At 63.5% G+C, this 12,586-nt stretch carries 12 protein-coding genes; 6 read left to right on the top strand and 6 right to left on the bottom strand.

All coding sequences use genetic code 11. The features are described 5' to 3' along the window. Window positions 1–163: 163 nt before the first annotated feature. The 6 genes from RDU24_RS06365 to RDU24_RS06340 form a co-directional block, all read right to left on the bottom strand. A complete protein-coding gene (locus RDU24_RS06365; protein ID WP_308734911.1) occupies window positions 164–526 on the bottom strand; it encodes a hypothetical protein in 363 nt (120 codons plus the stop codon). A gap of 23 nt (window positions 527–549) precedes the next feature. After that, window positions 550–927: a NifB/NifX family molybdenum-iron cluster-binding protein gene (locus RDU24_RS06360; RefSeq protein WP_308734910.1), complete on the bottom strand. Its 378-nt coding sequence runs from the start codon at window positions 925–927 to the stop codon at window positions 550–552. A 10-nt stretch (window positions 928–937) separates the two neighbouring features. Continuing rightward, window positions 938–1,873, bottom strand: a complete 936-nt coding sequence (locus RDU24_RS06355; RefSeq protein ID WP_308734909.1) for an ATP-binding protein — start codon at window positions 1,871–1,873, stop codon at window positions 938–940. Then, window positions 1,866–2,750, bottom strand: a complete 885-nt coding sequence (locus RDU24_RS06350) for an ATP-binding protein (RefSeq protein WP_308734908.1) — start codon at window positions 2,748–2,750, stop codon at window positions 1,866–1,868. The genes RDU24_RS06355 and RDU24_RS06350 overlap by 8 nt, the downstream gene beginning before the upstream one ends. Further along, the gene (locus RDU24_RS06345) at window positions 2,747–3,580 is read right to left on the bottom strand and encodes a NifB/NifX family molybdenum-iron cluster-binding protein (RefSeq protein ID WP_308734907.1); all 834 of its coding nucleotides are present in this window, start codon (window positions 3,578–3,580) and stop codon (window positions 2,747–2,749) included. The genes RDU24_RS06350 and RDU24_RS06345 overlap by 4 nt, the downstream gene beginning before the upstream one ends. Window positions 3,581–3,752: 172 nt before the next feature. Then, window positions 3,753–5,087 carry a sigma-54 interaction domain-containing protein gene (locus RDU24_RS06340; protein ID WP_308734906.1) on the bottom strand — a complete coding sequence of 445 codons (1,335 nt, stop codon included), beginning with the start codon at window positions 5,085–5,087 and terminating at the stop codon, window positions 3,753–3,755. A gap of 197 nt (window positions 5,088–5,284) precedes the next feature. Here RDU24_RS06340 and RDU24_RS06335 point away from each other — a divergent pair, with 197 nt between their 5' ends. The 6 genes from RDU24_RS06335 to RDU24_RS06310 all read left to right on the top strand — a co-directional run bounded on the left by RDU24_RS06335 (window position 5,285) and on the right by RDU24_RS06310 (window position 12,299). Beyond that, a complete protein-coding gene (locus tag RDU24_RS06335) occupies window positions 5,285–5,485 on the top strand; it encodes a hypothetical protein (RefSeq protein WP_308734905.1) in 201 nt (66 codons plus the stop codon). A 28-nt stretch (window positions 5,486–5,513) separates the two neighbouring features. Beyond that, on the top strand, window positions 5,514–6,413 hold the full coding sequence (locus RDU24_RS06330; protein WP_308734904.1) for a universal stress protein: 900 nt from the start codon (window positions 5,514–5,516) through the stop codon (window positions 6,411–6,413). A gap of 6 nt (window positions 6,414–6,419) precedes the next feature. After that, on the top strand, window positions 6,420–8,132 hold the full coding sequence (locus RDU24_RS06325; RefSeq protein WP_308734903.1) for an FAD-dependent oxidoreductase: 1,713 nt from the start codon (window positions 6,420–6,422) through the stop codon (window positions 8,130–8,132). Window positions 8,133–8,189: 57 nt separating this feature from the next. After that, complete coding sequence (locus tag RDU24_RS06320; RefSeq protein WP_308734902.1) at window positions 8,190–8,957, top strand: formylglycine-generating enzyme family protein; 768 nt, start codon at window positions 8,190–8,192, stop codon at window positions 8,955–8,957. Window positions 8,958–9,658: 701 nt separating this feature from the next. Further along, complete coding sequence (locus RDU24_RS06315; protein ID WP_308734901.1) at window positions 9,659–10,870, top strand: aromatic amino acid transport family protein; 1,212 nt, start codon at window positions 9,659–9,661, stop codon at window positions 10,868–10,870. A gap of 55 nt (window positions 10,871–10,925) precedes the next feature. After that, window positions 10,926–12,299, top strand: a complete 1,374-nt coding sequence (locus tag RDU24_RS06310; RefSeq protein ID WP_308734900.1) for an L-serine ammonia-lyase — start codon at window positions 10,926–10,928, stop codon at window positions 12,297–12,299. Window positions 12,300–12,586: the final 287 nt, after the last annotated feature.

Raw genomic sequence — 12,586 nt, 5'->3', positions numbered from 1 at the left:
CGGTGGAGCAAAATTGGAGCAAGTCTTCGGTCCAGTTCATCCATGTCTCAATTCCTGCCCAACCCGCCCTCATGGAATCTTGAGCGGATCTGCCATACTAACCCTGCTCCGCTGAGTACACCAAACGTAAGTGTGGGATCTGGCCGGGCTGTTGGATCAGAAACTACATGAACCGCCTGAACAACTCCGCCAGGGCCGCGCCGTCTTCCACCGTCGGCTGCACGGGCACCTGGGCCAGGATGCCCAGGCCTTCGCTGGCATCGTGAAAGGCCTCAGGGGTCTGGTCGCTAACCACGACGATGTTGACCATGGCATTGACCTGGATGAGCTCCTTGACCAGCTTGAGCGGTGGACCGCCCCGAAGTCCTTCGTCCAGGACCATGAAGGCCGGGGGCAGCGTCTTCAGCGTGGCCTGGGCGTTGACCCAGCCGTCGGTGAAGCGCAGCGCCAAGCCGGTGTCCTGCGCCAGGGCATCGGCAAAAGGTGCAAGCTCAAGTGCGCGCCGAGTGACGATGAGAATGTGCATCGAGCCCTCCGTACCGACTGGGGCTAATGCCCGCCGCCACAGGTGAACTCGGTGCTGAAGGCCGGTAGCGAGCCCATGAGGAAGGCCCGCACCGCATGACCAACGCTGGGCGCGTTCGAGCCATGATAAACCTGCACGCCCACCTGCTGGAAACCCATGAGCGGGCGCATGCCCATGCCTCCGGCGATGAGCACCTTGACGCCGTTGCCCGCCAGATGGTTCACCGGCGCCATGCAGCCGCCCTGCTGGTGCGGCACGTTGGGCAGGGTGCGCACGTCCAGGATCTTGCCGTCTCTGGCCTCCACGATGGTGTATATGTCGCAGTGGCCAAAGTGCTGGCCCAAGGCCGCGTCAAGGCCGCCGGGATTCTCGGAAGGGATGGCGATGATGAGGCTTTCCATTCTCTGTCTCCTAAATGTTGGGTGTTGGTTGGAAGAGCGCAGGCCGCGCAGCGGCCCTGGGCTCAAAGTCGACGATCTGGCCCCATATGGTGCGCAGGGCTTCGGAAAATGGAGTGGCAGGCAGTTCGGTGACGCACTTGGCCTGGACCATGGCCCGCACCACAACCTCGTCGTGGGGCAGAAGCCCCAGCACGGCGAGTTCCCGCTCGCGGCAGAAGTTTTCAATGTCCATGCTGTTTTGGAGGTTCAGGTCGAACTTGTTGATGACGACGCCGGCGGGGATGCGGAAGTGGCCGCACAACTCTGCCACGCGCAAGAGGTCGTGCAGGCCGGAGGGCGTGGGCTCGGTGACGATGACAGCCTGGCTTGCCCCGGAAAGCGAGCTGATGACCGGACAACCGATGCCCGGCGCGCCGTCGCAAAGCATGAGCGACAGGCCGAGTCTCTCGGCCCGGTTGCGCGCCTCCTTTTTGAGCAGGGCCACCAGCCGCCCGGAGTTCTCCTGGCCGGGATAGAGCTGGGCGTGGATCATGGGGCCGAAGCGCGTGCCGGAGGCGTACCATTCCCCGCAGTGCTTCTCCTTGAAGTCTATGGCTTCCGCCGGGCAGAACTGCGCGCAAACCTTGCAGCCCTCGCAGCGCAGGGGATCGATGCAGTAGCCCGCAAAGTCCTCTCCGGAGGGCTTGCGCACGGCGCCGAAGCGGCAAAGATCGACGCAGGTTCCGCAGGCCACGCATTTTTCCCGGTCGATGACGGCCTCGAAACCGGAGTGGAAGTCGTGCTCCTCCTGACGATCAGGACCGAGCAGCAGGTGCAGGTCCGGGGCGTCCACGTCCAGGTCGCAGAGCATGGCCCCGCCCCGCATGCTGGCGAGATGCGCGAACGCGGCGGTTATGCTGGTCTTTCCGGTGCCGCCCTTGCCGCTGATGACGACGACCTCATGCATGACATGCCTCGCGGGAATCGGCTGCGGCAGCGGCCTGCATGCGTTCCATGAGCGCCAGGATCGTATCGCGCACCTGCGGCACGGCGCGGGCCACCACTTCGCCATGCGAATAGGCCTCGGCTGCGGCGCGGCTGAAGGGAATTTCCGCCCAGACCGGGATGGCCTCGGCGCGGCAGAAGTCCTGCACGCATCCATCCCCCATGCCCGCCCGGTTGATCACTGCCCCGAGAGGTTTCCCCAGGGGCCGGAATGCCTCCACCGCAAGCCTGAAATCGTGCAGGCCGAAGGGCGTGGGCTCCGTGACGAGCACGATACAATCGGCGTCCATGACCGCGTTCACCGCCGGGCAGCTCACCCCCGGCGGGGAGTCGATGAGGATGTCGGCCGCGCCGAACTCGGGCAGCCGGGCCTTGACTTGGCGCATGAGCGGCGGGCTCATGGCCTCGCCCACGCGCAGGCGTCCCATGAGAAACGGCGAGGTTTCTGCACGTCCCGCTCGGAAACTGCCGGAGACGATCTGCCCAAGTTCGCGCCCGCCAGGGTTGAGGGCCTTTTCCGGGCACAGGAGGAGGCAACCGCCGCAGCCGTGGCACATCTCCGGAAAGATGAGCAATGTCTTGCCCATGACCGAGAGCGCCTTGAACTGGCAAAAGGCCGCGCACTGGCCACAAAGGAGGCAGCGCGCGGGGTCCACAACCGGAACTTCCATGAGCGCCTGAACCTCGCCCGTCAGCTCCGGGTTCAGGAACAGGTGCAGGTTCGGCTCCTCCACGTCGAGATCGACTGCGGTGACAGGCCGGTCCCACAGCGCGGCCAGGGAGGCCGTCACGGTGGTCTTACCCGTACCGCCCTTGCCGCTGGCGATGGCGTAGATCACGCCTGCCCCTTGCTCTTGTGTCCGCCCGCAGGCGCGTTGGGAGCCTTGGCAGCTTTGAGCAGGCCCTGCCGGAATTTGTCCACGGCCTGGCCCACGGTCATGCCCTCCACGTTCTGAACGACCCGGATGCCCCCGGACTGGAGCGCCAGAAAAGCCTTCGGTCCGACAAAGCCGCTCAGAACCACGCCGGCGCCAGCGCGGGCGACGTTCTCCGCCGCCTGGATGCCCGCGCCCTGGGCCATGACCTGGGAGCCCCCGTTGTCGACGTAGCTGACGGCCATGCTGGCCAGGTCCACCACCACGAACCCTGCGGCCCGGCCAAAACGCGGGTCCACCATGTTCTCAAGGCCCGGTCCCTCGCTGGTAACCGCGATGACGCCTGCATTCATAGTATTCTTCTCCTTCAGGTTATGACGCCCGCCGCGCTTGCGCCAACGTCGGGCCTGCCCACAGCCTACACAGCCGGGCATCTTCATGGCGATGATGTTGTCCGTCCACCATGCATGGGCCACCTTGCCAGGGGTACCGCCGATCCACGGCACCACATGCACCCCGGAATTTCGCAGGGCCTCCAGCGCGCAGCAGGTCAGCCCGCCGCATAAGAGCACCGCCGCCCCGGAGGCCTCCAGCAAGCCGATGAGCCCGGTCATGCCCAGCCGCTGCACCGGAGCGGGCAACGCGACAGACCCGCATTGGACTGCGACGGGCAGGGCGGCGTAGCCTTGGCCACGAACCGGCTCAAGCGACGACTGCGAGTAGAAGCGCAGTTCGGTGGCGGTTTCCAATAGGGCCGCCACGCGGTCGCCAAAGCAGGCAACACAGACGAGCATGGGTACAGTCCTCCGACGGTTGCCAAGGGACACGCAACAGCACGCCCCCTGCGCCGCAATTCGCAGGAAGCGTGCCATGACTTGACGTACAATTATATCAGCGTGTTGCGTTGGTGCAGCGCATGCACCGAGAGCGGATGGGCGCGTTTTGCGCCCGGTCACAGGGGAGTGGTTAGTCGCGCGATCCAGCTCCGCCCTTGTTCAGGATGCGGCGCAGGGTATCCTTGGAAACGCCAAGATCGCGGCAGGCCGCCATGACGCGTCCGTCGTTGCGGGACAGGGCCTCCGCAGCGGCCCGGCACTTGATCTCGTCCAGAGTGCCGAAGAGGGGCGCGGCCTGCGTGCCGTCCGTCCGCGGGGCCAGGTTCTCAGGCAGGTGTTCCGGCTGGATCAACCCGCCGGGGCAGAGGATGAAAGCGTATTCGATGATGTTCTCAAGCTCGCGAACGTTGCCGGGAAAGCTGTGGCGCATGAGCCGTTGCAGCACCTCGCGCGAGCAGCCCTGAATGTCCTTGCCGTGCTGCGCGTTCTGCCGGGCCACGAAATGCTTGGCCAACAGCGGAATGTCCTCGGGCCGCTCACGCAGGGAGGGCAGCTTCAGCCGTACAACGTTGAGCCGGTAATAGAGGTCGCTACGGAAACTCTGCCGGGCCACCATCTCTTCCAGTTCGCGGTTGGTGGCGGCGATGATCCGCACGTCCACGGGCACTCCGGCCACCGCGCCCAGTGGTTCGATGATCCGCTCCTGCACGGCGCGCAGGATCTTCACCTGCAACGAAAGCGGCATGTCGCCGATCTCATCGAGGAACAGCGTGCCGCCGTTGGCGGTCTGGAAGCGGCCCGGCTTGTCCTTCTTGGCGTCGGTGAAGGCACCGGCCTTATGGCCGAACAACTCGCTCTCCAGCAGGTTCTCCGGCAGCGCCCCGCAGTTCACGGCCACGAAAGGCTTGCCGCTGCGCGGACTCAGGTTGTGGATGGCCCGGGCCACCAGCTCCTTGCCGGTGCCGCTTTCGCCCGTGATGAGCACGGCGGACCCGCTGGCCGCGATCTGCGGCAGGATGCCCAAAGTGCGTTGAAACGCTGGGCTTTTGCTCAGGATGTCCTCGACACGATACAGGCCGTCGAGCTTCTTCTGCATGAGCCGCAAGGCCGAGAGGTCGCGGAAGGTCTCCACGCCGCCCACGGTTTTGTCGCGCCGGTCGCGCAGGGGCGCGGCGCTGATGCTGATGGGCACCTTTGAGCCGTCCGGCTTGAGGAAGAAAAGCGAACGGTTGCTGCGGCTCTCGCCCGCCTCAAGCGCGGCCTTGAGCGCGCAAGCCCCGTCGCAGATGCTGGAGCGGAACACCTCCCAGCACTTGCGACCCAGAGCCTCCACGCGCGGCACCCCGGTGATGGAGCTGGCGGAGCGGTTGAAGAAGGTGATGTTCCAGTCCAGGTCAACGGTGAAGACGCCGTCGGCCAGGCTATCCATGATGTGTTCACAGGAAATGTCGCGCAGAAAGCTCATGCCCGCCCCCTGGTCATGCGCCAACAGGGCACAAAACGCGCCCGTCTTATTATCGTGGGCGTATTTTGCGCCCTCCTTTCCATGTACGCCAACTGCCTGGGAAGTCAACTCCTCTGGATATGCTGGACAATTTCTCCCGGCACGCAAGATGCTTTGACTTGGTGAGAGCCGCACTCGCGGCGAAGGAGGCAACTCTCATGCCGAATCAGGACGGAACCGGCCCTAGGGGCCAGGGCAAGGGGCAAGGATCGGGGCGCGGGCAAGGCCCTTGCGGCCAGGGCGCGGGCAAGGGCTCAGGCCAGGGAGGCCAGCGCAACCGCAACAGGCAGGGCCGGGGCCAAGCCTCAAGCACGCAGCCCAAGGATGCGCAGCCGGGCAAACCCGGCGACGCCATGTAGCCATCACGCGCAACGAATGGAGGTGCCGATGTTCACGCTTGTGCTTCTGGCCTTGGCCGATACGACAGTGGGCGTTGTGGCGATGCGTCTGGCGGCTTCGCTGGCCGCCCGGCACGGCGCGGGTTTTGCCGTGCAACACGTCAGCGGTCCGTTGAGCCAGGAAGGCGGCTGCGTGCTGCGCCTGCCCGGAGAGGCCGACCTGGCCGCACGCCGCGCCGAGGTCGAGGCCTTGTGCCGCGTGGCCATGCCCGTCGGACTCACCTCGGACGTGATGCTGGCCGCAGGCTTTGTGCATGTGGAGGTGCTCAAGACCGCGCGCCTGCTGGGGCCGGACCTTCTGGTGCTGGGCGGGCTGGACGAGGTCGAGCGCTGCCGGCGCGAGCTCACTGGATCGGCGACCAAGGCCGCCCTGGTCATCGCCGCCGCGGCGCCATGCCCGGTGCTGGTGGTGCCCTCCAACGCGCCCATGCCCTCTGTCCCGTTCCAGCGGGTGCTTGCCGCCACGGACCTTTCCTTCAGCGCCGAAGCCGTGCTTGGCGTGGCAGCGCGTCTGGCTGCTTGCGAAAGGGCTTCGCTCAGGGCCTTCCACGCCCTCCCGCAGCCCTCGAACCAGCCTGGACATGGACTCGAACGTGAACTTGATCGGTCGCGGGACCGCCTGGCCTTCCTGGCCCGCAGCCTGCCGCTGGTCAGCCACATGGACGTGGCCGCGCGCGAGGGCGACCCCTCGGTGGAGATCCTGAAGGACGCCCGGGAGAGCCAGGCCGACCTGATCGTGCTGGCTGCGGACCGCTACGGACAGGACTCCTTGATCCCCGGCAGGGTGTTGGACGGGGCTCGTTGCGCGGTGTTGCTTGTCGGCCCGCAGGCACCGGCCTTTCTCGCCGCCCAACCTGAATCTGCGGTTGCCGCCGAAGCAAGAGGATAATCCGCGATGCCACAGCATGTCGTCATCATCGGAGCAGTGGCCCTCGGCCCCAAGGCCGCAGCCCGTTTCAAGCGCCTGGAGCCGGACAGCCGCGTCACCATGATCGACCGCGGCAAGCTCATCTCCTACGGCGGCTGCGGCATCCCCTACTTCGTGTCCGGAGATGTCAGCGACGCCTCCGAGCTCCAGACCACGGCTTTCCACATGCTGCGCGACGAGGCCTTCTTCCGCGACACCAAGGACGTGGACGTGCGCACCGAGACCGAGGCCGTCGGCATAGACCGCGAGGCCAGGACCGTGACCGTACGCCACCTGCCCACGGGTCGCGAGGAGGTGCTGGCCTACGACAAGCTGGTGCTGGCGACAGGCAGCACGCCAAGCGCGCTGTCCGTGCCGGGCTCAACGCTTGGGGGCATCCACACCGTGAACGGACTGGAGGCCGCCCAACACATCCGCGCGTTGGTCTCCGGCGGCGGCGTTTCGCGCGCAGTGGTGGTGGGCGCGGGCTTCATCGGCCTGGAAATGACCGTGGCCCTGGCCGACATGTGGGGCGTGGAGACCACAGTCATCGAATTTCGCGACCAGATACTGCCCGGCGTCATCAGCGGCAATCTGGCGCGCATGGCGCAACGGCATATGGAGGACAAGGGCGTGGCCTTTCGCCTGGGCGAACAGGTGCGCGCCTTTGAAGCAGGCGCCGGTGGCCGGGTGGCCCGTGTGGTCACGGACGACGCCGTGCTGGAGGCCGATCTGGTCATCGTGGCCGTGGGCGTGCGCCCCAACTCCGGGCTGGCGAGAGCAGCCGGGCTCGCCGTCTCCGAACGCGGCGGCATCCAGGTGGACGAGCACCTGCGCACCAGCGACCCGAACATCTTCGCCGGGGGAGACTGCGTGGAGCTCAAGCACCTTATCACCGGCAGTCCGGCCTACCTGCCGCTGGGCTCCCTGGCCAATCGCCAGGGCCGGGTCATCGGCACCAATCTGGCGGGTGGCGCGGCCCGCTTCTCCGGCGCTGTCGGCTCCTGGTGCGTCAAGCTGTTCGACATCTCCGCAGCGGGCACGGGGCTGACCCTCACTGCGGCCCGCGCAGCGGGCTTCGACGCCCAGAGCGTGCACGTAAGTCAGCTGGATCGTGCCCACTTCCACCCGGACAAGGGGATCATGAGCCTGGACCTGGTATTTGAATTCGGCACCGGCCGGGTGCTCGGCATGCAGGGCCTGGGCGTGGGCGGAGACGCCCTGGTGGGGCGTGTGGACGTGCTGGCGTCGCTCTTGCCCTCGGCTCCCACGGTGGAGGACCTGGGAGGTCTGGAGATGGCCTACTCGCCGCCTTTCGCAGCCGCCCTGGACATCCTGAACGTGCTGGGCAACGCGGCGGAGAATATCCTTGAGGGTCGAAACAAGGGCATCCAGGTGGACGAGTTCGCGGTCCGCTGGGGCGCGCGCAACGGGCATGGCCCATACGTTCTGGATTGTCGGGAGCGCGCAAATGCTGAGGACCTGCTCAAGGCGCACCCGGAGCACTGGCACAACATCCCGCAAGGCGAGCTGCGTGGGCGGCTGGACGAAGTGCCCCGCGACACTGGCGTCGTGCTCATTTGCAACACCGGCGCGCGTTCCTACGAGGCTTTCGTCACGTTGGCCCATGCGGGCTTCCGCGATGTCGTCAGCGTGGAGGGCGGCATGACCGCCGTCCTGGCTGCGGGCGTGAGGGTCTAACGGCAGGCGTGCTTGCAGCAACGTGGTCAGGCAACACATCAACAGGAGGGCGTTCACATGAAGCCGATCGCAGTTTCCATGTTTGTCGTGGCGTTTCTGGCCCTGTGCAGCCCCGCTTTGGCCGACATCCCGGGCAGGGAGTGGAAGGACCCTGTCACCGGCATGGAGTTCGTGTGGGTGCAAAAGGGCTGCTACCAGATGGGCGACACCTTCAGCGACCGGGAGTCCGAGGAGAAGCCGGTGCACGAGGTCTGCCTGGACGGTTTCTGGCTGGGCAAGTTCCCCGTCACGCAGAAGCAGTGGACCCAGGTCATGGGCGCCAACCCGTCAAAGACTCCCAAGGGCGACGACTACCCCGTGGACTCCGTGACCTGGCAGGAATCCAAGGCGTTTGTGGCCCGGCTGAACGTCCAGTCCAAGGGCGATGCGCGATTCCGCCTGCCCACCGAGGCCGAATGGGAATACGCCTGCCGCAGTGGCGGCAAGGCCGAGATGTTCGCGGGCGGCAACAAGCTGGACCCCCTGGGCTGGTATGCGGAGAACAGCGGAGGCGGGCCGCACCCGGTGGGCATGAAGGCTCCCAACGGCCTGGGTCTGTATGACATGAGCGGCAACGTGTTCCAGTGGACCGAGGACATGTTCGAGAAGACCGCCTACGCGCATCACGCCCGCAACAACCCCCTGCACACCGCTGGCTGGGGACGGGTCGCGCGGGGTGGGTACTGGGGCGGCGGCGTGTCCTGCGCGCGCTGCTCGTTCCGCTGCTACATGTCCGACCGCTGCAAGGCCGCCAGCACCGGCCTGCGGCTGGTGCGCGTGCCCTGATCGCGTTGTAGTATCAGAGGCGAGTCAGAGTTGAGTCATAGCCTTCTACGCTATAAGGGATACAAATCCTGCTTTTAAAGGGTGTGGGGCTGTGCTTATCAAGGGTACTCAAAATGACTGGCGGGAGGCAGCCAGCCGAGACATGCACGTAAGCCAACGCCTTTCACTCAGCCCGACCTAGCGGGCAGAGCAAGACTTGCCCTGGAAATGCGTTTGGATCGCCTTCGCCAAAGAGACTAGAGGGTTGCTCAACAGCTAACTTCATGCCGAATCCAACAGCCTTGATAACATTATATGCTTTTTGACCACACATGGTGATCTGGAGTGTTGAGGCGGCATCACCCCATAAAGATGTCATTAAGTTTGACCGAATTTGGCCCGCGTGTTAGGCTCCAGGCATGAATTGGGAAGACTGAAAGCCCCTGCGTTGTTGCGCAAACAGGCTTGGCCTGCCCTTCCATGCCAAATTCAGTTAATGTGCCAGCGCTCCTGACTGTTGGAGGCTGGGACATGGCAAAAAGCGCTTGCCTCTCACAACGCTAAAGGTCTCGGCCCAGCCCCGGCCCGAAGCGTCGATAAGCGCCAATCGAGGAGTGTTGTTACAATACTCTCACTGCGAAGGTCTTTGCCGGGCAGTAGGGCATGCACCCGCGAATGCCGTCCCTGAGATCATCCTCTTCAAGACCAAAACGGAGCGGCGCATGACCCAAAAAACGTCCTGGGTGCAGATGATCAGCATCGGCTTCTTGATTGTCGGCAACCTTATCGGCGCGGGTATTTTGGCGTTGCCGATCAATACCGGGCTGGCAGGTTTCATTCCGTCCATGTTCGGCCTGTTCCTGACGAGTGGAGCTATGTACTACTCTGCCATCATCCTCAGCAGAGAAGCTGTGCAAAAGCATGAGGACGCCTTCAACTATCCCAGCCTCTATCAGGAACATCTTGGGAGCATTGGCAAATGGATCGCTGTTGTGGCCAACCTGATCATCCTGTACGGCCTTTTAACCGCCTATCTCACCGGCATTACAGCAATCATCAACAGTCTTTTGAATTTGGCCATACCGACCGTGTGGCTAATCCTGGGCTTCTTTGTGATCACTTCGCTCATATCGCTGGCCAGCATCGAGAATATCATGAAGTACGTGGCAGTGCTGGTCATGGCGAAGTGCGTGGTGTTCGTAGTCATCGCGGGCATGTCTGGCACCCACATCCAGGCGGCGAACCTGAGCCACATGAACTGGCCGCTGTTTGTCTACGGCATCCCTATTCTTGTGACCGCCTTTCATTTCCACAACATCATCCCGGCAATCTGCACGAGCCTGCGGTGGGACCAGAAGGTCATTAGCCGCACCATGCTTGTGGGAATGGCCATGGGCTTTCTGATGAACGCCACATGGCTGTTTGTGGGCATCGGCGTGCTGCCTCTCGACACCAGTTCGATCGGACTGGTGAACGCCTTTGAGAAGAATCTGCCTGCGACCATTCCTCTGGCCGAGGCAATGCACTCCCCGTTATTCCTGGTGTTGGCCAGTTGCTTTGCCATAGCGGCCATCACCACGGCATATCTGTCCAACGGCATGGGCTTGATCGGCTTCATGGATGACCTGACCAATCAGCATCTGGGCAAGGTCAATCCCGTTTTGAGCAGGGTTCTGGCCTTTGTTCCGCCGCTTGTGATCGCGCTTGTGTACCCGGACGTGTTCCTGAAGGCGATCGATTTCGCTGGGGGCTTTGGCATCGTTACCCTGTTCGGAATCCTGCCCAGCATCATCGCCCTGCGCAAAGCAAGGACGCCGCTGGAAAAAGGCCTCGGCATCGTCATGCTGCTCCTGTTTGGGGTATTCTTTTGCCTTGAGGCCGGGCAGGAGTTCGGTCTGCTGAAGATTTCTCCTGAAACGGAGTATTGGAAGTAGGCTGCCCGGCACACGTTTGCCCGACACGTTTCCAATGTGCCGTATGGAGTTGCCCATGTCCGACATCCAGTTAAGCGTTTTCGATCTCTTCAAAATCGGCCCAGGCCCGTCCAGTTCACACACCATCGGGCCAATGAAGGCTGGTTACGACTTTATCAAAACCGTCAGGATGCTTCCGGTCGAAACGCTTTCCAAGGCTTCTGGGCTTATGGTCCATCTCTTCGGAAGCCTCTCAGCTACGGGAAAGGGGCACGGCACAGATAGGGCTGTCCTGGCAGGCCTGCTGGGGCATGCGCCAGAGTCTTGTCTCCCGGAATTCCTCGATGAACTGGCCGCTGAGCCCCTCGCCCAACGTCCCATGGACCTGGGCGCGCATAGCCTGATGATCAACGCGAACAATGTCGTCTTCGACGCCATCGAGCACAATTTCCCGTTCAACAACACCATGATCATCCGGCTGACAGGCCCGGACGCCAAAGAAGCCCCGCTCTTTGAGCGCGAGTACGCCTCGGTTGGTGGCGGCTTCATTCAGATCAAGGGCAAGCCGGAGAAACCGCGCGGGGCACCTGCCTATCCATATGGAACTATGGAAGAGCTCAAAAAGCAGCTCGCAGAAAGCGACCTAAGCCTGCACCGGCTCATCCTGGAAAATGAGATGGCCGTGACCGGAGCCGCCGAGACGGAAATAGTCGCTGGGCTCGATACCATTCTGCAGGTCATGGACACGGCCGTGAGCGCGGGGCTTTCAGTAGAAGGCGTTTTGCCCGGCTCCATTGGACTGGCACGCAAGGCCAAGCAAATTTTGAAGAGATCCCAAGGCAGACGGTATCCGCAGGAGACCATCATCAGCCAGCTATGCGCCTTTGCCTTTGCCGCTTCGGAGGAGAACGCCGCCGGGCACATCATCGTAACCGCCCCGACCTGCGGTTCAGCCGGGATCATTCCGGCCATGGCCAGGATCATGCGCACCCGTTTGGCTCTTTCCGAGCAATCCATCCGAGAGGGGCTTCTTGCCGCGGCGGCTGTAGGCTTTCTGGCCAAGCACAACGCCACCATTGCCGGCGCCGAGGGCGGCTGTCAGGCCGAGATAGGGGTAGCCTCGGCCATGGCGGCAGCCATGCTGGCGCACGCCACAGGCTACGGGGTGCATGTCACCGAGAATGCGGCTGAGACAGCCCTGGAACACCATTTGGGGATGACCTGCGATCCTGTCGCCGGATATGTCCAGATCCCGTGCATCGAGCGCAACGCCATGAGCGTGGTCAAGGCCTTCACGGCCTTTGTCATCGCAACGGACGAATTGCCGGGGCAACACAAAGTCGGCCTGGACCAGGCCATTGCAGCCATGATGGCCACTGGCCAGGACATGAACTGCAAATACAAGGAGACGGCCTTGGGAGGTCTTGCGGTCAGCGTGCCGAACTGTTGACCCTGGGGGGCACCAACGCCGTTGGTTGGGCCGCCCCCATGGATAGAGTGGGCGGAAGAGTCCCGGCAGGTAAGGACGTTTGTGGGCAAAGGTTGCAGACCGGGGGCATATAACAGGGACTGCGACCAAAAGCCCCGCCGCGAAAACCAACGTTCGCAGCGGGGCCTTGTATTTCCTTGGTGCCCAGGGTCGGAATCGAACCGACATAACCCGAAGGTTGAGGGATTTTAAGTCTCTATTTTGTATCAATTATTACAGCATGTTGTGGGAGTGCTCTGAATGATTTC

This window comes from Humidesulfovibrio sp., from assembly GCF_031082295.1.
Lineage (GTDB): Bacteria > Desulfobacterota > Desulfovibrionia > Desulfovibrionales > Desulfovibrionaceae > Humidesulfovibrio.
The sequence above is the reverse complement of the archived record's forward strand: the minus strand, read 5'-3'. Positions and strand labels throughout refer to the sequence as shown.